The 21,832-nt window shown below is 70.4% G+C and carries 24 protein-coding genes; 5 read left to right on the forward strand and 19 right to left on the reverse strand.

Annotated features, from left to right (window positions below; genetic code table 11):
• Positions 1–2: 2 nt before the first annotated feature.
• From miaB to ASF40_RS13910, 15 genes are all read right to left on the reverse strand, one after another.
• Positions 3–1,568 carry a tRNA (N6-isopentenyl adenosine(37)-C2)-methylthiotransferase MiaB gene (miaB, locus tag ASF40_RS13840; RefSeq protein WP_056370069.1) on the reverse strand — a complete coding sequence of 522 codons (1,566 nt, stop codon included), beginning with the start codon at positions 1,566–1,568 and terminating at the stop codon, positions 3–5.
• A gap of 105 nt (positions 1,569–1,673) precedes the next feature.
• Positions 1,674–2,543 carry a regulatory protein RecX gene (locus ASF40_RS13845; protein ID WP_056370071.1) on the reverse strand — a complete coding sequence of 290 codons (870 nt, stop codon included), beginning with the start codon at positions 2,541–2,543 and terminating at the stop codon, positions 1,674–1,676.
• Positions 2,543–3,592, reverse strand: a complete 1,050-nt coding sequence (gene recA, locus ASF40_RS13850) for a recombinase RecA (protein ID WP_056370073.1) — start codon at positions 3,590–3,592, stop codon at positions 2,543–2,545. Before recA ends, ASF40_RS13845 begins: the two co-directional genes overlap by 1 nt.
• A gap of 259 nt (positions 3,593–3,851) precedes the next feature.
• The gene (locus ASF40_RS13855; RefSeq protein ID WP_056370076.1) at positions 3,852–4,076 is read right to left on the reverse strand and encodes a DUF3046 domain-containing protein; all 225 of its coding nucleotides are present in this window, start codon (positions 4,074–4,076) and stop codon (positions 3,852–3,854) included.
• 21 nt (positions 4,077–4,097) lie between these two features.
• Positions 4,098–4,406 (reverse strand): helix-turn-helix domain-containing protein, encoded by a 309-nt coding sequence (locus ASF40_RS13860; RefSeq protein WP_056370078.1) that lies wholly within the window; start codon positions 4,404–4,406, stop codon positions 4,098–4,100.
• A gap of 168 nt (positions 4,407–4,574) precedes the next feature.
• Positions 4,575–5,060: a CinA family protein gene (locus ASF40_RS13865; RefSeq protein WP_056370079.1), complete on the reverse strand. Its 486-nt coding sequence runs from the start codon at positions 5,058–5,060 to the stop codon at positions 4,575–4,577.
• The gene (gene pgsA, locus ASF40_RS13870) at positions 5,057–5,629 is read right to left on the reverse strand and encodes a CDP-diacylglycerol--glycerol-3-phosphate 3-phosphatidyltransferase (RefSeq protein ID WP_056370081.1); all 573 of its coding nucleotides are present in this window, start codon (positions 5,627–5,629) and stop codon (positions 5,057–5,059) included. Before pgsA ends, ASF40_RS13865 begins: the two co-directional genes overlap by 4 nt.
• Before the next feature lie 44 nt (positions 5,630–5,673).
• Positions 5,674–8,418 (reverse strand): FtsK/SpoIIIE family DNA translocase, encoded by a 2,745-nt coding sequence (locus ASF40_RS13875; RefSeq protein ID WP_056370083.1) that lies wholly within the window; start codon positions 8,416–8,418, stop codon positions 5,674–5,676.
• A 98-nt stretch (positions 8,419–8,516) separates the two neighbouring features.
• Positions 8,517–9,011 (reverse strand): GNAT family N-acetyltransferase, encoded by a 495-nt coding sequence (locus ASF40_RS13880; RefSeq protein ID WP_157549774.1) that lies wholly within the window; start codon positions 9,009–9,011, stop codon positions 8,517–8,519.
• Between the two features lie 125 nt (positions 9,012–9,136).
• A complete protein-coding gene (locus ASF40_RS13885) occupies positions 9,137–10,813 on the reverse strand; it encodes a ribonuclease J (protein WP_056370085.1) in 1,677 nt (558 codons plus the stop codon).
• A 70-nt stretch (positions 10,814–10,883) separates the two neighbouring features.
• The gene (dapA, locus tag ASF40_RS13890; RefSeq protein WP_056370087.1) at positions 10,884–11,861 is read right to left on the reverse strand and encodes a 4-hydroxy-tetrahydrodipicolinate synthase; all 978 of its coding nucleotides are present in this window, start codon (positions 11,859–11,861) and stop codon (positions 10,884–10,886) included.
• 217 nt (positions 11,862–12,078) lie between these two features.
• Positions 12,079–12,966, reverse strand: a complete 888-nt coding sequence (locus ASF40_RS13895) for a type IV toxin-antitoxin system AbiEi family antitoxin domain-containing protein (RefSeq protein WP_056370089.1) — start codon at positions 12,964–12,966, stop codon at positions 12,079–12,081.
• Positions 12,967–13,379: 413 nt separating this feature from the next.
• Complete coding sequence (locus tag ASF40_RS13900) at positions 13,380–14,144, reverse strand: SDR family NAD(P)-dependent oxidoreductase (RefSeq protein ID WP_056370091.1); 765 nt, start codon at positions 14,142–14,144, stop codon at positions 13,380–13,382.
• A 21-nt stretch (positions 14,145–14,165) separates the two neighbouring features.
• Positions 14,166–14,690 (reverse strand): dihydrofolate reductase, encoded by a 525-nt coding sequence (locus ASF40_RS13905; RefSeq protein WP_056370092.1) that lies wholly within the window; start codon positions 14,688–14,690, stop codon positions 14,166–14,168.
• Complete coding sequence (locus ASF40_RS13910; protein WP_056370095.1) at positions 14,687–15,526, reverse strand: thymidylate synthase; 840 nt, start codon at positions 15,524–15,526, stop codon at positions 14,687–14,689. Before ASF40_RS13910 ends, ASF40_RS13905 begins: the two co-directional genes overlap by 4 nt.
• A gap of 120 nt (positions 15,527–15,646) precedes the next feature.
• Here ASF40_RS13910 and ASF40_RS13915 point away from each other — a divergent pair, with 120 nt between their 5' ends.
• From ASF40_RS13915 to ASF40_RS13930, 4 genes are all read left to right on the forward strand, one after another.
• Positions 15,647–16,084: a TlpA family protein disulfide reductase gene (locus tag ASF40_RS13915; protein ID WP_056370097.1), complete on the forward strand. Its 438-nt coding sequence runs from the start codon at positions 15,647–15,649 to the stop codon at positions 16,082–16,084.
• Complete coding sequence (locus ASF40_RS13920; RefSeq protein ID WP_056370098.1) at positions 16,077–16,619, forward strand: DUF4395 domain-containing protein; 543 nt, start codon at positions 16,077–16,079, stop codon at positions 16,617–16,619. Before ASF40_RS13915 ends, ASF40_RS13920 begins: the two co-directional genes overlap by 8 nt.
• A 130-nt stretch (positions 16,620–16,749) precedes the next feature.
• A complete protein-coding gene (locus ASF40_RS13925; protein ID WP_045297285.1) occupies positions 16,750–17,175 on the forward strand; it encodes an OsmC family peroxiredoxin in 426 nt (141 codons plus the stop codon).
• Entirely contained in the window at positions 17,168–18,097 is a 930-nt protein-coding gene (locus tag ASF40_RS13930) for a TIGR01777 family oxidoreductase (RefSeq protein WP_056370101.1), read from the forward strand. The genes ASF40_RS13925 and ASF40_RS13930 overlap by 8 nt, the downstream gene beginning before the upstream one ends.
• Before the next feature lie 13 nt (positions 18,098–18,110).
• Here the strand turns inward: ASF40_RS13930 and ASF40_RS13935 are convergent, their stop codons facing one another.
• The gene (locus ASF40_RS13935; RefSeq protein WP_056370102.1) at positions 18,111–18,560 is read right to left on the reverse strand and encodes a tetratricopeptide repeat protein; all 450 of its coding nucleotides are present in this window, start codon (positions 18,558–18,560) and stop codon (positions 18,111–18,113) included.
• The gene (locus tag ASF40_RS13940; RefSeq protein WP_056370104.1) at positions 18,557–19,372 is read right to left on the reverse strand and encodes a 4-hydroxy-tetrahydrodipicolinate reductase; all 816 of its coding nucleotides are present in this window, start codon (positions 19,370–19,372) and stop codon (positions 18,557–18,559) included. The genes ASF40_RS13935 and ASF40_RS13940 overlap by 4 nt, the downstream gene beginning before the upstream one ends.
• A gap of 71 nt (positions 19,373–19,443) precedes the next feature.
• Here ASF40_RS13940 and ASF40_RS13945 point away from each other — a divergent pair, with 71 nt between their 5' ends.
• Positions 19,444–19,917 carry a GNAT family N-acetyltransferase gene (locus tag ASF40_RS13945; RefSeq protein ID WP_056370106.1) on the forward strand — a complete coding sequence of 158 codons (474 nt, stop codon included), beginning with the start codon at positions 19,444–19,446 and terminating at the stop codon, positions 19,915–19,917.
• A 13-nt stretch (positions 19,918–19,930) separates the two neighbouring features.
• Here ASF40_RS13945 and ASF40_RS13950 read toward each other — a convergent pair whose 3' ends face one another.
• Positions 19,931–20,533, reverse strand: a complete 603-nt coding sequence (locus ASF40_RS13950) for a histidine phosphatase family protein (protein ID WP_056370109.1) — start codon at positions 20,531–20,533, stop codon at positions 19,931–19,933.
• A gap of 115 nt (positions 20,534–20,648) precedes the next feature.
• Entirely contained in the window at positions 20,649–21,701 is a 1,053-nt protein-coding gene (locus ASF40_RS13955) for an aldo/keto reductase (protein ID WP_056370111.1), read from the reverse strand.
• Positions 21,702–21,832 lie beyond the last annotated feature (131 nt).

Raw genomic sequence — 21,832 nt, forward strand, 5'->3', positions numbered from 1 at the left:
GGTCAGACGCCGATGCGCAGCGTCGGCAGCCCGAGGGAGACCGCGCGCGGTGCCCCGGCGGAGCCTGTCGACGCGGCGCCCGCGGGCGCCGGGATGCCGCACGACTCGGCCTGCGAGCGATCCCACGCGTCGCCGGAGCGCGTCCGGCGGATGCGCAGCGGCGCGCCATCGGTCGAGTCGGCGAGCAGGTGGAACGGCGCAGCGTGCGTCACCACGACTGAGACGACGTCACCGGGGCGCGGGATCTCGGAGCCCTCGGGCACCTCGAAGTGCACGAGCCGGTTGTCTTCGGCGCGGCCCGTCAGGCGGTGGGTCTCGGCGTCCTTCTTGCCCTCACCGGTCGAGACGAGCACCTGCAGCTCGCGGCCGAGCTGCTTCTCGTTCTCTTCGCGCGAGATGCGGTCCTGCAGGGCGGCGAGGCGCTCGTAGCGCGCCTGCACGATCTCCTTGGGCACCTGGTCGGGCATGGTGGCCGCCGGGGTGCCTTCGCGGATCGAGTACTGGAACGTGAAGGCACTGGCGAAGCGCGCCTGCTCGACGACGCGCATCGTGTCTTCGAAGTCCTCGTCGGTCTCGCCCGGGAAACCCACGATGATGTCGGTCGTGATGGCGGCGTCGGGCATCTTGACCCGCACGCGATCGAGGATGCCGAGGAACTTGTCGCTGCGGTACGACCGGCGCATCGCCTTGAGGATGCGGTCGCTGCCCGACTGCAGCGGCATGTGGAGCTGCGGCATGACGGCCGGAGTCTCGGCCATCGCGTCGATGACGTCGTCCGTGAACGCGGCGGGGTGCGGGCTCGTGAAGCGGATGCGCTCGAGGCCCTCGATCTCGCCGGCGGCGCGCAGCAGCTTGCCGAACGCCTGACGGTCGCCGAACTCGACGCCGTACGAATTGACGTTCTGGCCGAGGAGGGTGACCTCCATCGCGCCGTCGTCGACGAGGAGGCGGATCTCGTTCAGGATGTCGCCGGGGCGGCGGTCCTTCTCCTTGCCGCGCAGGCTCGGCACGATGCAGAACGTGCAGGTGTTGTTGCAGCCGACCGAGATCGACACCCAGCCGCTGTAGACACTGTCACGCTTGGTGGGCAGCGTCGACGGGAAGATCTCGAGCGACTCGAGGATCTCGAGTTCGGCCTCGCCGTTGTGGCGCGCACGCTCGAGCAGGCTCGGCAGCGATCCCATGTTGTGGGTGCCGAAGACGACGTCGACCCAGGGCGCCTTCTGCTGGACGACGTCCTTGTCCATCTGCGCGAGGCAGCCGCCGACGGCGATCTGCATGCCCGCGTGCTTGTCCTTGCGGGACTTGAGGTGACCGAGCGTGCCATACAGCTTGCCGGCCGCGTTGTCGCGCACGGCGCACGTGTTGATCACGACGACGTCGGCCTCTTCGCCCGCCTCGGCGCGGACGTAGCCGGCGCTCTCGAGCGAACCGGAGAGGCGCTCGGAGTCGTGCACGTTCATCTGGCAGCCGAACGTGCGCACCTCGTATGTGCGCGCACGCCCGTCGACATCGTGCGCGGCCTCGGAGGGCGCGATGAGAGTCGGGGTGGCGGAAGGGGAAGACATGATCCCGCCATTCTACGAGCCGTCCGCATGCACGGAGGCTGGGCAGTGGATGCTGCGCGTGCGGCCCCGTGCCTGGGCATGACACGCACGAGCTCGCGGCAGGCGTCAGTCGAATCGCACGCGTCCGGTGGGACGCATCGACTCGTCCAGCGCCTGCCGGGCGGCGTTGAGCGCCGCCGAACCTCCGTAGCCCCGTCGCGCCAGCTGGCCGGCGAGACGACGAAGCGCGACGTCGCGCTCGAGCCCGCGCATGGAGCCCGCCTTGGATCGTGCGAACTCGAGCGCCCGTTCCGCGTCGTCGTCGGGCAGCCCTGCCAGCGCCGCGTCGGCGATGTCGCGCGGGATACCCCGCTTCGCGAGGCTCTGCGAGAGCGCCTGGCGTCCTTGTCCCTTGCGATCGACGCCGGAATGCACCACCTGCTCCGCGAGCCGGGCGTCGTCGAGGTAGCCGCGTTCGAGGAAGGCGTCGAGGATCGCCTCGACGCCTTCGCGGCCGAGTTCGTACTGACCGAGGTACGTCTTCGCCTCCGATACGGAGACCTGCCGACCACGCAGCTTCTTCAGCAGACCGAGCTCGGCCGCCCCGGCGGGATCGGTGGCCTCCGGCGCACCTCGCCGACTCCCCCCGGAACGAGCTCTGCCGGCGCGCTCGGCGTCGAGGTCGATGGGGCGCTCCTCACGCTCATCGCGCTCGGGTCCGCTGCGTGCGCTCGTGCTCGTGCGCGCGCCGGGGCCGTCGTTCCACTCGCTCCGCCACTCAGCCGCAGCCGGTGCCGACGGCGCGGAGACAGGCTCCGCCCACGAGTCCGGGTCTGCTCGACCGGCGGGGATGCGGTCCTCGAGCTCTTGCCGAACGTCTGCCACCGTCTTCGGGTACGCCTTCGCGCGGCGGTCGCCGAAGAGCGATGTCACGGGGGCGAGTCCGTCGCCGTTGTCTGCGTCGGACTCGCCGCCGCTGTCGACGAAGCGGACCATCAGGCCGGGCGGCGGGCCGCCAGCTCGTCCGCGACCTCGCCCGTGGCCTTGGGCACGCCGATGCCGAGTTTCGTCTTGATCTTCGTCTCGATCTCGGCCGCGACATCCGGGTTCTTCAGGAGGAAGTTGCGGGCGTTCTCCTTGCCCTGCCCGAGCTGCTCGCCCTCGTAGGTGTACCAGGCGCCGGACTTCTTGACGATGGCGTGCTCCACGCCGAAGTCGATGAGGCTGCCCTCGCGCGAGATGCCCACGCCGTAGAGGATGTCGAACTCCGCCTGCTTGAACGGCGGCGCCATCTTGTTCTTGACGACCTTGACGCGAGTGCGGTTACCGACCGCCTCCGTACCGTCCTTCAGAGTCTCGATGCGACGGATGTCGAGACGGACCGACGCGTAGAACTTGAGCGCCTTACCACCGGCGGTGGTCTCGGGCGAGCCGAAGAACACGCCGATCTTCTCGCGCAGCTGGTTGATGAAGATCATCGTGGTGTTGGTCTGGTTGAGACCACCCGTGAGCTTGCGCAGCGCCTGCGACATGAGGCGCGCCTGCAGACCCACGTGGGAGTCGCCCATCTCGCCTTCGATCTCGGCCTTGGGCACGAGGGCGGCGACGGAGTCGATCACGATGAGGTCGATCGCGCCCGAGCGCACGAGCATGTCGGCGATCTCGAGCGCCTGCTCACCCGTGTCGGGCTGCGAGACGAGCAGTGCGTCGATGTCGACGCCGAGCTTCTGCGCGTAATCGGGGTCGAGTGCGTGCTCGGCGTCGATGAACGCCGCGATGCCGCCGGCGCGCTGCGCGTTGGCGATCGCGTGCAGGGTCAGCGTCGTCTTACCCGACGACTCCGGTCCGTAGATCTCGATGATGCGGCCGCGCGGGAGACCGCCGATGCCGAGCGCCACATCGAGGGCGATCGAGCCGGTGGGCACGACCTCGACGGGAGCGCGCTCGTCGCTGCCGAGGCGCATCACCGAGCCCTTCCCGAACTGCCGGTCGATCTGGGCGAGGGCCGATTCCAGGGCCTTCTCGCGGTCAACGGGTGATGGCATGACGTGCTCCTCAGTGCTCGCGTTCCGTCGCCTGTAGGCTGTCGCGCTCCACCCCGGTGGGACGGATGCTGCGACAAGGCGTGAGGTGTCGTTCGACGCTGTTCACGTTAGGGAGGGGCTCCGACATCCGTCTTCGCTCCTTCCCGCTGCGTGGAAAACACGCCCTCGACACCTGCTGTGCAGGAGCCTACGCGGATCTCGAACACTTCTTCGATGACACGCCGGGTCGCGGCGACCGGAACGCGCACCGCGGAGCGGGTCAGCGGCGGCGCGGCTCGAGTCGTCCGACGCCGTATCGGCGCTCGGCGGGAACATCGAGTTCTTCGCACAGTGCGAGCCACACCTCGCGCGGGTCCACCCCGGCATCGATCGCCTCGGCGGCCGTTCGACCGCCCACCTTCGACAGGTACAGGTCGGTCACGACCGCGTTCGCGCGCACGCCGAACTCGTCCGCCACGGCACGTTGGAACTCACTGCGTCGCATAGAAGAACTGCGGAGCGGCGATCAGCGCAGCGACAGCTCGGCGTCGACCGAGGCCACGAGGTCGTCGGGAACCACGTCGGGGAAGTGCTGGATGCCCTCGAGCACCGAGATGCGGTCGCCCACCTCGCGCATGATCGTCGAAATGGGGACGTCCAGGGCTTCGGCGACCGACGCGAGGATCTCGCTCGACGCCTCTTTCTGGCCGCGCTCGACCTCGCTCAGATATCCCAGCGCGACGCTCGCGCGGCTCGCCACCTGGCGGAGGGTGCGCCCCTTCTGCTGGCGGAAATCACGAAGCACTTCGCCGATCTCTTGACGTACCAGGATCATCAGGGCCCCTCCTCACTTCTGATTCCACCGTCGTCCGGGTGCCCAACAGTACAGCACCGGATGATGCCAATCTAATCCCGACAACTGGGCAATGGGTGGGAATCACCGAATGTAACCGAGACGAAACACCATCTGTTCCCGGACCGGATGTCACCATTCGCGGATGCCTCACAACACGGTGAGTGCCAGCTCCAGCACGCTCTGCACCGTCGCGGTGCGGATCTCGTCGCGCGTTCCCGACAGAGCGAGAGCCGACACGATGGCCGTCTCGGGCGTCGCGACCGCTATGTAGACCGTGCCCACGGCATGCCCGTCCTGCGGATCGGGCCCGGCGACGCCCGTCGTCGAGACGCCCACGTCCGCGCGCAGCACACGGCGAGCGCCCTGCGCCATCTCCTCGGCGACCGTGGGATCCACGGCACCGCGGGCCGCCAGCAGGTCCGCTTCGACACCGAGCGCGGTCGTCTTGAGATCGGTGGCGTATGCGACGATCCCGCCACGCACCTGCGCGGACGCACCCGGCACATCGATCAGCGTGGCGGTGACCCGGCCACCGGTCAGCGATTCCGCCGCGGCGATCGACCAGCCGCGGATCTGGAGGGCGCGCAGCACGGCGGCCGCGGCATCCGTCCCATCGGAAGGCTCGTCCGTCACGCGTCCCTCCGCTTCGCGCGAGCAGCGCGAAGCTCGGTCACGATGTAGTCGATGCCGCTCGCGATCGTGAGGATCACCGCGATCGTCATGAGCACCCCGTTGACCCAGAAGATCCAGTCGCCCACGAGGGTCCACAGCGGCAGCAGGGCGAAGGAGAGGGCGAGAGCCTGGGCGAGGGTCTTGAGCTTGCCCATCCAGGCGGCGGCCAGCACGTGGTCGCTCACGACCATGAACCGGTACACCGTGATCCCGATCTCGCGGATGAGCACGATGATCGTGATCCACCACGGCAGCTCGCCGAGGATGGACAGGCCGATGAAGGCGAATCCGGTGAGCACCTTGTCGGCGATGGGGTCCAGGAGCTTGCCGAGATCGGTGACGATCTCGTGCTTGCGGGCCAGGTAGCCGTCGATCCCGTCGGTCGCGATCGCCACGATGAACAGCGCGGCAGCCCACCACCGCAGGGCGCCGTCCGCTCCCCCGTCGGCCAGGAGCATCCACAGGAAGACCGGCGCGCACAGGATGCGCACGATCGTGATCGCGTTGGGCAGCTGCCGGGGGATCGCCATGGACCCGAGCCTATCGGCGCGCCCCGGCCGCGCGGCGCCGGGGGTCAGTCGCGGCCGGTGAGACCCCACGCGTCTTCGGAGCCGTCGTCGTCGCTCTCGACGACGGGGTAGCCGTCGTACTGCGAGGCCACGGCATCCGTTCCGTAGCGGTCGTCCTCCGCCGGAGCGGGCGCCGCCGGAGCAGGCGCCGTGGCGGGCACGTCCTCGCCGCGCATGCGAGCCAGGACGGACGGCAGCTGCTCGACGGTCACGAGCACGTCGCGGGCCTTTGAGCCCTCGGAGGGGCCGACGATCTCGCGGGACTCCAGGAGATCCATCAGACGGCCGGCCTTCGCGAAACCGACGCGCAGCTTGCGCTGGAGCATCGACGTCGAGCCGAACTGGCTCGACACGACGAGTTCGGCCGCCGCGAGGAGAAGCTCGAGATCGTCCCCGATGTCGGCGTCGATCTCCTTCTTCTCCGCCACCGCCGCGACGTCGGCCCGGTACTCCGGTCGCGCCTGGTGAGTGACGTGCTTGACGACCTCCTCGATCTCCTTCTCGCTCACCCAGGCGCCCTGCACGCGGAGTGCCTTCGAGGCGCCCATCGGCAGGAACAGGCCGTCGCCCTGGCCGATGAGGCGGTCTGCGCCGGGCTGGTCGAGGATGACGCGGGAGTCGGTGACGCTCGTCACGGCGAACGCCAGCCGCGAGGGCACGTTCGCCTTGATGAGGCCGGTGACGACGTCGACCGACGGGCGCTGCGTCGCGAGCACGAGGTGGATGCCCGAGGCGCGTGCGAGCTGCGTGATGCGCACGATCGAGTCCTCGACGTCACGAGGCGCGACCATCATGAGGTCGGCGAGCTCGTCGACGACCACGAGCAGGTACGGGTACGGCTTGAGTACACGCTCGCTGCCCGGCGGAAGCGTGATCTCGCCGGCGACGACGGCCTTGTTGAAGTCGTCGATGTGACGGAAGCCGAACGACGCGAGGTCGTCGTACCGCATGTCCATCTCTTTCACGACCCACTGCAGCGCCTCGGCGGCCTTCTTGGGGTTCGTGATGATGGGCGTGATGAGGTGCGGAACGCCGGCGTAGGACGTCAGCTCGACGCGCTTCGGGTCGATGAGCACCATGCGCACGTCGGCGGGCTTGGCGCGCATCAGGAGGCTCGTGATCATCGAGTTCACGAAGCTCGACTTGCCCGAGCCGGTGGAGCCGGCGACGAGGAGGTGGGGCATCTTCGCGAGATTCGCGACGACGTAGCCGCCCCCTACGTCCTTGCCGACGCCGATGGTCATGGGGTGCGTCTGGCTGGTGGCCGTCTGCGAGCGCAGCACGTCGCCGAGGGTGACGATCTCGCGGTCGGTGTTGGGAATCTCTACACCGATGGCGCTCTTGCCCGGGATCGGCGCGAGGATGCGCACCTCGTTGGAGGCGACGGCGTACGCGAAGTTGTTCGTGAGCGCCGTGATGCGCTCCACCTTGACGCCGTGACCGACCTCGATCTCATACTGCGTGACGGTCGGGCCGCGCGAGAATCCGGTGACGCGCGCATCGACATTGAACTGCTCGAGCACACTCGTGATCGCGCGCACCGTGTCGTCGTTGGCTTGAGAGCGCGCCACGTGGGGCGATCCTGCGGCCAGCGAGTTGACGGACGGCAGCCGGTACGGCGCGGACGGCGAGTCGACGGCAGTGGCCGAGCCGATGCCGTCGAGGCCGGGAAGCGTGCCGTCGTCCTCGATGACCTCGGCGTCGTCGCGGAGCGACGTGCGCGAGGAGGTCGCCGCCTTCGCCGCCGACAGCACCGCCGGGTCGATGACCTCGGTGAGGGCGTCCGTCGGGGGCGCGGGGGGTGGCGTCACGGGCTGAACGACGGCCTGCTCGAACCCGCCCTGCGACGTGCCGGGCGTCAGCAGCTCCGTGAGGTCCTGCGAGCCGAGGCCGCCCTCGGGGTCTTTCTCGCGGCCGGTCTTGTTGCGTCGCCAGAACGGCAGAGAGGAGTCGCCTCCGTCGTCCGCAGCGGCCGGGGCCGCAGCATCCGTCGTCGCCTTCTCTTCCCGCGGCTCGGCGCCGAACATCCAGGCGTACAGCTCGCCCAGACGGCGCCCGATGCGGTTCGGGGGCGTCTTCGTGATGATCAGGATGCTGAGCACGGCCAGCAGCGACAGCACGATGTACGCGCCGACGTCGGTGAGGACCATGGCGAGCGGCTCGCCGACCATCCAGCCGAAGAGGCCGCCCGCCTCGCTCAGGGCGGGAAGTCCCTGGTTCGGCTGGGGGCGCCCGCCCGCGACGTGGCAGAAGCCTGCGATCGTGAGGACGAGCAGGCCGAAGCCGATGCCCACGCGGCCGTTGTCGTGCACGGACGACGGATGCCGGAACATCCAGCCCGCGAGCAGCAGCAGGAGCACCGGCATGACGAAGGCCTCACGGCCGATCAGCATTCCGACGGTGTACGCGCTGATCGTCTTCGCGACCTCGTTGCCGATGAAGAACCACTCGTTCACGGCGCCGGCGATCGCCAGCAGCACGAGAAGGAACGGGAAGCCGTCGCGGCGCTGGTCCTTCTCGAGCGCCTCGGGACCGAATGCGCGGAACAGACTGCCGGTGGCGTGCGCGAGCCCCATCCACGCCCGGGCGATGACCGGCGGACGGTCGGGTTCGTTCACGTAGCGCTTGGGTGCGGGGGCCGGCTTGGCGGCCGCGGGCTTGCGCGCCGACGAGGACGCGCTCGAGCGCGCGTTCGTCGACGCGGTCGAAGACGCGCGCGACCGGCTGGTCGGGCTTGAGCTCCTGGCCATCCCCCCACGGTAGGCCGACACCCCGACATTTGCCCGCAACCACGCCGCCGTACGGCCGCAGGCCCGGCGCGTCGCGAAGGCCCGCCTCGCCGGATGCCTCAGCGCAGGCGCTTGACCATCGTGTCGCGGCCCGACCCGCTCTGCGTGACGGCGAAGCCCTCGCTGCGGTACAGCGTCGAGGCGAAGTTGCCCCGCTCGACGCTGAGGCTGATGCGCGCGAACCCCTGCGCTCCCGCGTGCTCGCACAGTCTCTGCAGGAGGGTGCGGCCCACCCCGTGAGCGCGCCAGATGGGACGCACGCCGATGATGAGCTCGGGCACTCCGGTGCCGACGTACCCGAAGCCCGGGTCGTCACGAGGGAGCATGCGGTACCAGGCGGCGCCCACCGGCTCCCCGTTGGCGTCCTCGGCCACGAAGCCGGCATCGCCCGGCCGCATCCAGCCCGCCACGTAGCGCCGGTGATCGGCGCCGCCGATCACCTCGTGGCGGGGTCGCGTGCCGCCCTGGCGCCAGTTCGCCGCCTCGACGACCATGTCGCCGAGGAAGGCGCCGTCTGCCGACACGGCGGGGCGGATGCGGAACGAGGAGGCCACGACGCCGATGGTACGGCCCACGTGTTACGTCTCGATACTCCGCGGATGGCGATCTCGCTACGCTTCGATTCTCCGCTTGATGGTCATCTCGCTACGCTTCGATACTCCGCTTGATGGTCATCTCGCTACGCTTCGATGACGAGCGGGACGATCATGGGCCGGCGGCGCAGCGACTGGTTGACCCAGCGGCCGATCGTGCGGCGCACGACCTGCGACAGCGCGTGAGGGTCGCGGACGCCGGACTTGGCCGCCTCGGCGAGCGCCGCGGCGATCTTGGGCTTGACGTCTTCGAAGACCGCGTCATCCTCGGCGAACCCGCGGGCGTGCACCTCCGGGCCGGAGATGATCTTGCCGGTCGACGCGTCGACCACCACGATCACCGAGATGAAGCCCTCTTCGCCGAGGATCCGGCGATCCTTGAGGTCGGCGTCCGTGATCTCGCCCACTGTCGAGCCGTCGACGTAGACGAAGCCGAGGTCGAACTGTCCGACAACGCGCGCGTCGCCGTCCTTGAGATCGATCACGGTGCCGTTCTCGGCCAGAATGGTCCGCTCGGGCTCGATCCCGGTGTCCTGTGCGAGACGCGCGTTCGCCATCAGGTGGCGGTACTCGCCGTGCACCGGCAGCACGTTCTTCGGCTTCAGGATGTTGTAGCAGTACAGCAGTTCGCCGGCGGCGGCGTGCCCCGACACGTGCACTTTGGCGTTGCCCTTGTGCACCACGTTCGCGCCGAGCTTGGTGAGCCCGTCGATCACGCGGTACACCGCGTTCTCGTTGCCGGGGATGAGGCTCGACGCCAGGATCACGGTGTCGCCGGGGCCCGGCTCGATCGCGTGGTCGAGATTCGCCATGCGGCTGAGCACGGCCATCGGCTCGCCCTGCGAGCCGGTCGACATGTAGACGATCTGGTCGTCGGGCAGGTCCCGGGCCTTCTTGTAGTCGATCAGCACGCCTTCGGGCACGTGCAGGTACCCGAGGTCCTCGGCGATCGTCATGTTGCGCAGCATGCTGCGGCCGAGGAGGGCCACGCGGCGACCATGGGCGGCGGCCGCATCCAGCACCTGCTGCACGCGGTGCACGTGGCTCGAGAAGCTCGCCACGATCACGCGGCGCGGCGCCTTGCCGATCACCTGGTCGAGCACCGGGCCGATCGACCGCTCGAGGGGCGTGAAGCCGGGCACATCGGCGTTCGTCGAGTCGACGAGGAAGAGGTCGACGCCCTCCTCCCCCAGCCGCGAGAACGCGCGGAGGTCGGTCAGCCGGCCGTCGAGCGGCAGCTGGTCCATCTTGAAGTCGCCGGTCGCGAGCACGAGACCCGCGGGCGTGCGGATCGCGACCGCGAGAGCGTCGGGGATCGAGTGGTTCACGGCGACGAACTCGAGCTCGAACGGCCCGAGGTTCTCGCTCTGGCCCTCTGCCACCGTGAGGCTGTACGGCTTGATCCGGTGCTCCTTGAGCTTCGCCTCGGTGAGCGCGAGGGTCAGCCCCGATCCGATGATCGGGATGTCGCTCTTGAGCTTGAGCAGGTACGGCACCGCGCCGATGTGGTCCTCGTGGCCGTGCGTGAGCACGACGCCGACGATGTCGTCCAGCCGCTTCTTGAGCGGCTCGAAGTCGGGGAGGATCAGGTCGACCCCGGGCTGGTGCTCCTCGGGGAACAGCACGCCGCAGTCGACGACGAGAAGCTTCCCGCCGTATTCGAACACCGTCATGTTGCGGCCGACCTCGCCGAGGCCGCCGAGCGGGACGATCCGTAGGGTTCCTGCTGCGAGCTCCGGCGGGTCGTACGGGGTGGTGGGCATTGCGAAGCCTCCTCCGGGCGCTGGGACGCCCGTCATCTGCGCGCCGTCGACCGTTCGACGGCGCGATTCGTCATCTCGTGGTGCCTGAGACCTTCGGCAGCGCGCCGCCGGCGGCGGCGTTGCGGTCGGGGCGGAAGTTCGAGAAGTCGGCGCCGGGCACATCGTGCACGAGAGCGAGCTCGTCCTCGATCTTGGCGGCCTCCCACTCCTCCGGTCCGACCAGCGGCAGCCGCACACGCGGGCTGCCGATGCGGCCGAGGCCGTGGAGGATGTACTTCGCCGACACCGTGCCGGGCACGTGGGTCATCACGGCGCGCACGAGCGGCTCGAGCTGCTGGTGCGCCGCGGTGGCCGTCTTGAGGTCGCCCGCGTTCACGGCGTCGACGATCGCACGGTAGGGCTGCGCCGCGATGTTCGCGGTGACGCCGATGAGCCCCGTCGCGCCGATCGCGAGGTGCGGCAGCACGTTGGCGTCGTCGCCCGAGAAGTACATCAGATCCGTCTGGTTGAGCACACGGCTCACCTCGCTGAAGTCGCCCTTGGCGTCCTTGATGGCGAGGATGTTCGGGTGCTTGGCGAGACGCAGGATCGTCTCGTACCGGATCGGCACGCCGGTGCGGCCCGGGATGTCGTACAGGATCACCGGCAGGTCGGTGGCGTCCGCGACCAGGCGGAAGTGCGTCAGGATGCCCGCCTGCGTGGGCTTGTTGTAGTACGGCGTGACGATCATGATGCCGTCGGCGCCGACCTTCTCGCTGGCCTTGTAGAGCTCGATCGCGTGCGCGGTCTCGTTCGACCCACCGCCCGTGATGATCTTGGCGCGGCCGGCGGCGACATCCTTTCCGACCTCGACGAGGCGGATCTTCTCCGCGTCGGTGAGGGTCGACGTCTCACCCGTGGTGCCGGTCACGACGATGCCGTCGGCCCCCGCGGTGATGACGTCGTCGATGTGCTTCTCGACAGCGGGCCAGTCGACCTCGCCGTCGGCCGTCATGGGGGTGACGAGCGCGACGAGCACCTGTCCGAAGGGATTGCCCGTATGCGTCATGCACTCAGGTTATCGGGATGCCGCGCCCCGGCGCGCCCGGTGACGGTCACCCCACGACGGCGACCCGGCTTCACCGGAACGCGGGTCGATCGCGCGACACGCTGGGCCGGCACCTCCGTCGCCGGCGTGTCGAAGTCGTCGACCCGTGTTTCGGCGCTCGCGCGAATGGAGGGACGCGGATGCTGCGTGCCGCAGGTAGGACCGAGGCAGACCGTTCTCACCACGTGAGGCCGGCGGGGCTCCGGTGCAGGTTCCGCGAGATAGCGGCCAGGATCGCAGCCTCGACGATCTCCCAGTCGTGCACGATGAGCGCATAGTCGAAGCGAAGTGTGATGAAGCCGAGTGCCATCGCCGCGGCGTCGCGTACGCGGTCACGGTGCCGAGACGGTCCGTCATGGGTGTCGCCGTCGGCCTCCACGATCAGGCAGTCGCCGATGACGAAGTCGACCACGCCGACCCCGGGAACGGCGACCTGCGGGGTGAGCGCGAGCCCGTACCTGCGGAGCCGCAGCCGAACGAGAGATTCGAGCCCGCTGTCGGCGTCGGTGCGAGCGAAGTCGACGAGCCAGCGAAACCCAGCGGGGAGGCTCAGCTTCAGCCGCTCTCGCGCCTGATCATCGACCAGGCTCTGCCGCAGAGCCGACTCGAGCGCCGCGAAGAACGCCTCCTCGCCCCGGCACGCAAGGATCTGCCGGAGACAGTGAAGGATTCCGACGGACGCCAATGTCGGCTCGTCGACGGCGATGTCACGGTGGAAGGCGCAGCATGCACCTTCTTCGGGCTCGGGATGGATGGCGATCCGCATCGGGTGGTGCTTCTCGTCGATCCAGGTGTGGACCGGTTCCTGATCGCCGTCGTCGAGGAGCCACAGCCCGTAGGCGCGTCCCGCGGTCACGCATGCGATGCGTCCGCGATGGCTCAGCGCCTCGACGGTTGCTGTTGGGGTCGAAGGCGTCGCGTACACGCCGACCCGAGGTCGCAGGAGGCGCCCCTCGGCGTGGGCCCGGCCGAGGTCACTCTTCCGGACGCCCTGCGCGACGATGTCCCGGGTGCGCGCGACGCCTCCGATGAGCTCCACGGCATCGACGGCGGATTCGACGGTCATGCCTCACGGTCGCGCCATCTCTTCGCACCCGCGGACCAGGTGGGTCGATCGGTGGAGAAGCTCCGAGCCGAGTCATCTGGGGAGGAACCCCGGGTTCCCTCCCCCGTCGCACCGCCGAGCGCACGAGGCCCCTCCCCGGCTGCCACCGAAGCACTGGCTGGTCATCCGACACGCCGGGTCGCAGCATCCGTCACCGGCGTGCCCCCGTTACCGACCCGTGCTTCGGCACACAGACCGGTGAATCTCACGACGACTGCAGGCGACCCGGGCTCGACGGTGACCGCCGCCTGCATTCCACCGAAACACGGGTCGATCGTGCGACACGCCGGGCCGCGGCAGCCGACACCGGCGTGTCGCCCTTGCCGACCCGTGTTTCGGCAAAGGGAGGGGGTCCCCGGTGACGCCGGGCCGGCTCAGCGGCCGCGCTCTCCGATGCGCGCGGCGACCGACGGCGGGGCGAACCGGGCCAGGGCGACGAGCGCCTTGTAGCGCAGCGAAGGGATCGACACCGCCGCACCGCGTGCCGCATCGCGCAGCGACTCGGCGACGACGTCGCGCGCGTCGAGCCACATCCCGTCGGGCACGCCCTCCTGGCCCGGCGGCAGCCCGAGGCGCTCGTGGAAGTTCGTGTGGGTGTAGCCCGGGCACACCGCGGTCACCGTGACACCTCGCGGACCGTAGCGGCCGTTCGCCCAGCGGCTGAAGCTCACGAGCCACCCCTTGCAGGCGCCGTACGTCGAGCGCGGGATGAAGGCGGCGACCGATGCGACGTTGACGATGCGGCCGTGCCCGCGCGCGAGCATCGCGCCCAGTGCGGCGTGCGTGAGGCGCATCGGCACCTCGACGTGCAGCTGAAGGTGGCGGACCTCGTCCTCGATGTCGTTGCGCTCGAACGCCAGCGGCAGTCCGAACCCCGCGTTGTTCACGAGGATCTCGATCGGCCGGGCCTCATCGGCGACACGCGCCTCGACCCGCTCGCGCTGGCGTCGCTTCAGCAGGTCGGCCGCGAGCACTTCGACCTCGACCCCGTAGGTCGACCGCAGCCGGACGGCGAGCTGCTCGAGCGACTGCCGGTCGCGCGCGACGAGCACGAGGTGCGCGCCCTTCGCCGCGAGCTGGCGCGCGTACTCCGCACCGAGACCCGAACTCGCACCGGTGATGAGCGCCGTCTTCGCCATGCGCGCCAGCCTATTACCGTGTCAGCGCGAGCCGTGCGCCGCCGGCCGCACCAGCCGCAGGAAGCGATAGCGGATGCCGGAACCCGACGTGTGCCAGCCGTCGACCGGGTCCGTCGCGGCCGAGACCCAGCCGGCGCGGTCGGGCGCCAGGGTGTCACCCTCGACCGCGACATCGAGTTCGGTGACCTCGAGGAGGTCGGCGAGCTCGATGGCCTCCTGGAACAGCTGCCCGCCGCCGATCACCCAGATGCGCTCGGGCGCGCCTTCGTCGGCGAGGGCCAGCGCGGCCCCGAGCGATGCGGTGCGCTCGGCGCCGGCATCCGTCCACTGCTCCTGCCGGGTGATCACGACGTTGCGCCGCCCCGGCAGCGGGCGGAATCGCGCGGGGAACGACTCCCAGGTGCGGCGGCCCATCACGACCGGCGCACCGAGCGTCAGTGCCTTGAAGTGGGCGAGGTCCTCCGGCACGTGCCACGGCATGCCGCCGTCGGCGCCGATCACGCCGTCGTGCGCCTCCGCCCAGATGAGGCCGATCGGGGCCGTCATACCGCGACCGCCCCGCGGATCGCGGGGTGGTGCTGGTAGTCCTCGAGCACGAAGTCGTCGTAGCGGTAGTCGAAGATCGACTCGGGCGTGCGCGCGATGCGCAGCGTCGGATACGGGTACGGCTCGCGGGTCAGCTGCTCGCGCACCTGCTCGATGTGGTTGTCGTAGATGTGGCAGTCGCCGCCGGTCCACACGAAGTCGCCCGGCTCGAGCCCCGCCTGCTGCGCCACCATGAGGGTCAGCAGCGCGTACGACGCGATGTTGAAGGGGACGCCGAGGAAGAGGTCGGCACTGCGCTGGTACAGCTGGCACGACAGCTTGCCGTCGGCCACGTAGAACTGGAACATCGCATGGCACGGCGCGAGCGCCATGTCGGGGATGTCGGCGGGGTTCCACGCCGACACGATCAGCCGACGCGAATCGGGGTTCGCGCGGATCTGGTCGAGCACGAGCGCGATCTGGTCGATGTGGTCGCCCGACGGCGTCGGCCACGACCGCCACTGCACCCCGTAGACCGGACCCAGCTCGCCCGCAGCATCCGCCCACTCGTCCCAGATGGTGACCCCGTTCTCCTGCAGCCACGCCACATTCGACTCGCCGCGGAGGAACCACAGCAGCTCATATGCGATCGACTTGAAGTGCACGCGCTTGGTCGTGATGAGCGGGAAGCCCTGTGCGAGGTCGAACCGGATCTGCCGGCCGAACGCACTGGTCGTGCCGGTGCCGGTGCGGTCGTCCTTGTGGGTGCCGTGCTCGAGCACGTCTCGCAGAAGGTCTTCGTACGGGGTCGGGATCGGCGTCGTCACGGCTGCCACGATACCCGCGCCCCGGGACATCCCGGCCGTGCCCGCACCGTGTGCTCTCCTCACAGCGCCGAGTCGCCTTCTGTTACATCGATCGCGTCATATTCGCCGATTCGGCCTCCATTCAGGTGAAAGGGGTTAGCCTGATCTGCTGTGACCCTGGTCGGAGCCCTCATCGCCCTCGCCGTGCTGCTTGCGGCGACGGTGGCACTCGGTGTCTTCCTGAACTGGCGACAGTCGCAGGCCCGCCGCAACGTCGAGCACGAGGTCGTCGAACCTCACCGCCTCGGCGCCGACGGGCTCGGCGAGGTCGCCACCCTCTTGCAGTTCAGCACCGAGCTCTGCGCCCGCTGTCCGGGTGTGCACCGCACGCTCGCGGCCATCGCCGACGACCACGAGGGCGTGCGCCACCTCGACGTCGACCTGACCCATCGCCCCGACATCGCGAAGCACTTCCACGTCCTCCAGACGCCGACCACGCTCGTGCTCGACCGCAACGGCGTCGTGCAGACGCGCTTCGGCGGCGCCCCGGGTCGCGACGTGCTCGAGCTCGAGCTCAACCGGCTGATCGCGGAGGACGCGAATGTCTGAGCGACGGGATGCTGCGACCCCGCGTGGCATCGACCCCCGCGGTCCGCGCTTCGCGGCCGGCATCACCGCCGTGCTCCTCTTGATCGTCGTGTTCCTCGGGCTCACCGGCCTCTCGACGGCGCAGACGGCCGAAGGATGGGCGATCTCCGCGGCGAGCGTGGCCCAGCGGATCCTCGACCCCGCCTTCCTCCTGCTGCTCGTGACGACCCTGCTCTTCCTGTGGGGCGTCGTCTCGCCGCGCACCGCGCCGTGGGGCGCGCTCTACCGCGCGGTCGTGGCGCCGCGCCTGTCGGCTCCGACCGAGCTCGAGGACCCGCGCCCGCCGCGCTTCGCGCAGGGCGTCGGCCTGTTCGTGTCGGCTCTCGGTCTCGTGCTGCAGCTGTTCGGCGTGCCGTGGGCATTGACGATCGCCGCCTCGGCGGCCTTCATCGCCGCGTTCCTCAACGCCGTGTTCGGGCTCTGCCTCGGCTGCCAGCTGTACCTCCTCCTGCAGCGCGCCGGCATCGTCGGCCGCACCCGCCCGGCGTCGGCCTGACGCCGCGTCGGCCGTCCGCGGACCGAGGGGCGCAGCATCCGGTGTCAACCCATCGCGGTGCGGCAGCCCGACGCCATAGGCTGACGCGAGACGCCCGGCACGCGGGCGCCCCGCCAGCGAGGAGGCCCACATGACCGTCACGAGCGAAGCAACCACGGTATGGAAGGGCGGTCTGTTCGACGGCTCCGGCGAGACCACGTTCGTGTCGTCCGGCCTCGGGACCTTCCCCGTCAACTGGAAGGCGCGCAGCGAGGGCTCCACGTCGGTCACGACGCCGGAGGAGCTGATCGCGGCCGCGCACGCTTCGTGCTTCAGCATGGCGTTCTCCCTCGCGCTGGCCGAGAACGGCACTCCCCCGGAGTCGATCGACACCACCGCCTCGGTCACGTTCAAGCCGGGCACGGGCATCACCGGCAGCCACCTGAACGTCAACGCGGTCGTCCCGGGACTCGAGCCCGAGGACTTCGAGCGACTCGCCCAGAGCGCAAAGGCCGGATGCCCCGTCTCGCAGGCCCTGGCGGGCATCGAGATCACAATCGAGGCCACGCTTGCCTGAAGGCCCACCGGGCGGTGACCACGGTCGGCGGATCGTCGTCGCCGGGGCGTCCGGCCTGATCGGCCGGGCGCTCGTCGAGAGCCTCCGCGCCGACGGCGCCCAGGTGACGACCCTCGTGCGCCGGCCCGCCGCGGCCGCGCACGAAGTCGAGTGGCTCACGACGGCCGAGCCGCTGGATCCCGCGGTGCTCGAGGGGACGGACGCGGTCGTCGGGCTCAACGGCGCGAGCATCGGGCGCTTCCCCTGGACGCCGTCGTACAAGAGCACCCTGCTGTGGTCGCGCATCGCGCCGACACGCGCGCTCGCCCGCGCGGTGCGCGAGCTCGGTACAGCGGCCCCGCACTTCGTGTCGGCATCGGCCGTGGGCTACTACGGCTCGGTGCCGGGCGCGCGCCTCGCAGAGGACGCACCGCGCGGCGAGTCGTTCCTCGCGGATCTCTGCGGCGAGTGGGAGGCCGCGGCGTACGGCGCGGGGACGGATGCTGCGGTGTCGGTGCTGCGCACCGCCCCGATCGTGCACGTCGACGGCGTGCTGAAGCCGCTGATGCTCCTGACCAAGCTCGGCCTCTCCGGCCCGATCGGCCGCGGGACGCAGGCATGGCCGTGGATCTCGCTCGAGGACGAGGTGCGCGCCATCCGGCACGTGATCGACGCCCGCCTCACCGGTCCCGTGAACCTCTCCGGCCCCACCCGCGCCACCGCGAACGACCTCGGGTTCGCGCTCGCGGTGAGGATGAACCGCCCGTTCCTTCTGCGCGCGCCGGTGTGGGGCATGAAGCTCGCGCTCGGCGCGGACGCCACGGAGGCGATCCTCACCGCAGATGCGCACGTGGTGCCACAGGCGCTCGAGACGTCGGGCTTCGTGTTCTCGCACCCGACGGTCGAGGACGCGGTCGCGGCGGCCGTGCCCGCGGCATCCTGATCCGACGCCAGGTTCAGCCGGCGCGGTCGGCCTTCTCGAGCCGGATGGCGGCCCGCACCGCCTCTCGTGCGCGGCGGCGGTCGCCGGCGGCGTCGTAGGCGAGTCCGAGCCGGTACCACGCCCGCCAGTCATCGGGGTGGGCCTCGGCGGCGGCGCGATACGCAGGGAAGACGGCGTCGCCGTCCTCGCGCATCACGCGGCCGCTCGGACGCACGGCGACCTCCTCCTGCGGCAGTGCGTCCTCGGCCTCGAGCCGCTTGCCGAGCTGCTGCGCGCGCACGCCGAACCACAGCTCGCGCCCGAGGGCCCACGCGGCGATGAGCGGCAGCACCACGAGCGCCGCGCCCATCGCGATGCCGACCGGGTCGCCGCTCACGAGCAGCAGCCACGCGCGCTGCCCGACGAGCACGATGTACAGCGCGAGCAGCGCCGCCATGACGGCGACGCCGATGCGCGCGCTCATGCCCCGGTCGTGCGGGCGACCTGGCCGGGCACGCCACCCTCGTCGACAGGCCGACCGTCGGGCTGCGCCGCGCGGCGACCGATGCCGATGTCGATCAGGCTGTCGAGGCCGACGGTGACACCCGACGCGTCGCGCGCGGCGGCGAGGGCGAGACGGATGCCGGGACCGTACGCCTGCGCCGGCTCCACAGTGTCGTGCACGATGGTGAGCGATTCCCCTGCCCCCGACAGGATCGTCTCCTGCCGGGCGACGACGCCCGGGCGACGCAGCGAGTGGATCGGCACGCTCGCGACCTGCTGGCCGCGGGCACGCTGGTCGACGTGCGGCGACTCGACCGGGCCGACGCCGTCACGCGCGGCCGCGATGAGCTCGGCCGTGCGCACGGCGGTGCCGCTGGGCGAGTCGATCTTGGTCTCGCGGTGCGCCTCGACGATCTCGATCGACGGGAAGAACGGCGCCGCGGCGGCCGCGAGCGCCGAGCCCAGCACGGAGCCGAGCGAGAAGTTGGGGACGAAGACGGCACCCGTGCCGGCGGCCTCGACGAGGGGACGGACCAGCGCGATGCGCTCGGCCGACCAGCCGGAGGTGCCGATGAGCACGTTGATGCCGCGCTCGATCGCGGCACGGACGACGTCGATCGACACGGCGGGCGTCGATGCGTCCACCACCAGGTCTGCGCCGTCGAGCTCGGACAGTTCCGACCGGGACGACAGCACCCCGGCGACCTCGAATCCGGGTTCGGCGTCGACCACGTCGCGGATGATCGCTCCGAGCTTTCCGGTGCCGCCGACGATGGCCACGCGTGTCGTCATGCCTCCATCCTAGGCGGGGGCCGGCGAGCGGCCGGGCCTGCCGACCGCGGCAGACGCCTACGCTGGAGGCCGTGGTGACTCTCCGACCCTCCCCCGTCGACGCGCCCGATGCCCACGACCTCCTCGCCGAGTACTTCCGGACCCGCACCGAAGGATTCGCCGACCAGGGCGTCGCGTACCGGACGACCTTCCCCGATCCGGCGGCCTTCGCGCCGCCCGCCGGCGTCTTCGTCCTGCTCGACGACGACGCGGGCGTCGCACAGGGCTGCGGAGGCATCCGTCTCATCCCCGAAGGGCCGCTCGGCCCGCGGTACGAGCTGAAGCACCTGTACCTGCGGCCGGTCACACGCGGGCGGGGGTGGGGCCGCCTGCTCGTCGAGGGGCTCGTCGAGCGCGCCCGTGGATTCGGCGCCGCCGAGCTCGTGCTCGACACGCACCACTCGCTCGAGGCCGCCGGCGCGCTCTACGCGCGCACCGGATTCGTCGCGATCGAGCCCTACAACGACAACCCGAACGCGTCCCGCTGGTACGGCAAGGTGCTCTGAACGCGGAGGCGGATCAGACGGGGTAGACCTCGGGCAGGCCGGTCCGCAGCTCGACCGGAAGGTGCGCGAGATCGTTGTGCGACAGGAGCGTCCACGGGCGCCCCTGCTTCTGCGCGATCACGGTCAGGCCGCAGTGCGCCTGGTTGAGCGTCATCCAGCGCCAGTCGGGCGCCTGCAGCACCTCGCGCACGAACCACCCGATCACGAAGTTGTGGGTGATCAGGAGTTCGTGCACCTCGCCGCGCTTGCGCGCCAGGAACTCGCTCGTCGCGTCAGACATCTGCGCACGGCCGGCTTCGACCTCGGCGTCGGTGACCGAACCGAAGAACGGCTCGAAGGCGGCGGGCGTCTCGTCGGTCATGCCCGTCGGCACGCAGTCGAACAGCAGCGCGGACGGTTCGGGCGTGAGCGACGGCATCCGTTCGGCGACCGCGCGGGCCGTCTGGCTGGCGCGCTCGAGCGGCGAGTGCCACAGCGCGTCGAACGGCACCCCGGAGAGCCGGTCCGCCAGCAGTGCGGCCTGCCGGCGGCCGCGAGGCGACAGCGGCCCGTCGACGAGTCCGTGCTCGGCATCCTGATGTTCGCCATGCCGCACGAGGTAGATGTAGTGCGTCACGCAGTTCACTCCGTCGGGGATCCCGTGCCCTGGGGAAAGGCACGATATCCAGCCTACGACACGTCGCCGGGGCGATTCAGCGACTGTGGACGGCGAGTCCCAAGCGCGGGTGCGACTACTCCGAGGCGCGCCCGATGTCGGACAGCTGGCCGCGGCTGAGGCGGACGCCGACGCCCTGCACGAGCTCCTCGACGTGCTGCGGCGCGTACGCGTTCACGATGGGCGCCGTGACGAGCTTCTGCGAGAGCAGCCAGGCGACCGCGACGGCCGCATCGGGGACGCCGAGATCGGCGCCGACGGCGTCGAGCGCGCGCAGCGTCCGACTCCCCCGGCGGTTGAGGTTCGCCGCGAGCTGCGCGCCGCGCACCGAGAGGGCACCACGGATCTTCGAGCGCTGCCGGCCGGCGAGGAACCCGTGCTCCAGCGCGTGCGACGGGGTCACCGCCATGCCCTGCGCCCCGGCGACGAGTCGCAGGTCGGCGTCGAACTCGTGGCGGCGCAGCACGTTGAACGGGACGTCGAGCACCGCGATCCGGGGGTAGCCCGCCGACGCGAAGATGCGCGCCTCGACGAGCTGCGCGGCGCTGTAGCCGATCGCGCCGAGCGCCCGCACCTTGCCGGTCTCGACGAGCCACTCCGCCGTGGCGAGCGTGTCTTCGAGCGACGATGCACGATCGGTGGTCGCGTCGAGGTAGAGGACGTCGATGCGGTCGGTGCGCAGGCGGGTCAGCGAAGCCTCGACGGCGCGCACGAGGTTGACCGGGCCCAGACCGGGGTTGTCGGCATGGCCGCCGACGCGAACGGCGAGGACGATGTCGTCGCGAAGGCCGCGGGACTGCAGCCACTGGCCGATGATGTGCTCGCTGCGACCGCTCGAGTAGCTGTCGGCCGTGTGCACGGCGTTGCCGCCCAGTTCGGCGTAGGTGTCGAGGATCGCGTGGCTCGACTCGAGGTCGACGTTCCACCCGAACTCGGCGGCGCCGAGGATCAGGGGGAAGATGTGCGAGCCGCTCTCACCGAGCGCGACGCGCACGTTGCTGCCGATCGAAGGGCCCTGCACGGGGATCGGAGCAGAGGGGTGCGGGCCGCGCACGACGGCGCCCGGCTGCGCGGGCGCGGCATCCGGACTCGACGACGGGAGCGTCGAGTCAACGCCGAAGTAAGCCATGTGCCACCCCCTCACGAGATCCCTTACGGGAGTCGTGATCACTATGCGCGCCCCCCGGCGCTTACACAAAGGGTAGGCCAGTCCGGACAGGGCGCCGTTCCCTGAGGCGAACTATGGATAAACATTACATA

This window comes from Microbacterium sp. Leaf288 (assembly GCF_001422925.1).
Lineage (GTDB): Bacteria > Actinomycetota > Actinomycetes > Actinomycetales > Microbacteriaceae > Microbacterium.

What these genes read in the sequence shown, in the direction of transcription:
- miaB (WP_056370069.1), bottom strand. Translation starts at nt 1,568, where the DNA reads ATGTCTTCCCCTTCCGCCACCCCGACTCTCATCGCGCCCTCCGAGGCC.
- ASF40_RS13845 (WP_056370071.1), bottom strand. Translation starts at nt 2,543, where the DNA reads ATGGTCCGCTTCGTCGACAGCGGCGGCGAGTCCGACGCAGACAACGGC.
- recA (WP_056370073.1), bottom strand. Translation starts at nt 3,592, where the DNA reads ATGCCATCACCCGTTGACCGCGAGAAGGCCCTGGAATCGGCCCTCGCC.
- ASF40_RS13855 (WP_056370076.1), bottom strand. Translation starts at nt 4,076, where the DNA reads ATGCGACGCAGTGAGTTCCAACGTGCCGTGGCGGACGAGTTCGGCGTG.
- ASF40_RS13860 (WP_056370078.1), bottom strand. Translation starts at nt 4,406, where the DNA reads ATGATCCTGGTACGTCAAGAGATCGGCGAAGTGCTTCGTGATTTCCGC.
- pgsA (WP_056370081.1), bottom strand. Translation starts at nt 5,629, where the DNA reads ATGGCGATCCCCCGGCAGCTGCCCAACGCGATCACGATCGTGCGCATC.
- ASF40_RS13875 (WP_056370083.1), bottom strand. Translation starts at nt 8,418, where the DNA reads ATGGCCAGGAGCTCAAGCCCGACCAGCCGGTCGCGCGCGTCTTCGACC.
- ASF40_RS13885 (WP_056370085.1), bottom strand. Translation starts at nt 10,813, where the DNA reads ATGCCCACCACCCCGTACGACCCGCCGGAGCTCGCAGCAGGAACCCTA.
- dapA (WP_056370087.1), bottom strand. Translation starts at nt 11,861, where the DNA reads ATGACGCATACGGGCAATCCCTTCGGACAGGTGCTCGTCGCGCTCGTC.
- ASF40_RS13895 (WP_056370089.1), bottom strand. Translation starts at nt 12,966, where the DNA reads ATGACCGTCGAATCCGCCGTCGATGCCGTGGAGCTCATCGGAGGCGTC.
- ASF40_RS13900 (WP_056370091.1), bottom strand. Translation starts at nt 14,144, where the DNA reads ATGGCGAAGACGGCGCTCATCACCGGTGCGAGTTCGGGTCTCGGTGCG.
- ASF40_RS13905 (WP_056370092.1), bottom strand. Translation starts at nt 14,690, where the DNA reads ATGACGGCCCCGATCGGCCTCATCTGGGCGGAGGCGCACGACGGCGTG.
- ASF40_RS13910 (WP_056370095.1), bottom strand. Translation starts at nt 15,526, where the DNA reads ATGTCCCGGGGCGCGGGTATCGTGGCAGCCGTGACGACGCCGATCCCG.
- ASF40_RS13920 (WP_056370098.1), top strand. Translation starts at nt 16,077, where the DNA reads ATGTCTGAGCGACGGGATGCTGCGACCCCGCGTGGCATCGACCCCCGC.
- ASF40_RS13925 (WP_045297285.1), top strand. Translation starts at nt 16,750, where the DNA reads ATGACCGTCACGAGCGAAGCAACCACGGTATGGAAGGGCGGTCTGTTC.
- ASF40_RS13935 (WP_056370102.1), bottom strand. Translation starts at nt 18,560, where the DNA reads ATGAGCGCGCGCATCGGCGTCGCCGTCATGGCGGCGCTGCTCGCGCTG.
- ASF40_RS13940 (WP_056370104.1), bottom strand. Translation starts at nt 19,372, where the DNA reads ATGACGACACGCGTGGCCATCGTCGGCGGCACCGGAAAGCTCGGAGCG.
- ASF40_RS13955 (WP_056370111.1), bottom strand. Translation starts at nt 21,701, where the DNA reads ATGGCTTACTTCGGCGTTGACTCGACGCTCCCGTCGTCGAGTCCGGAT.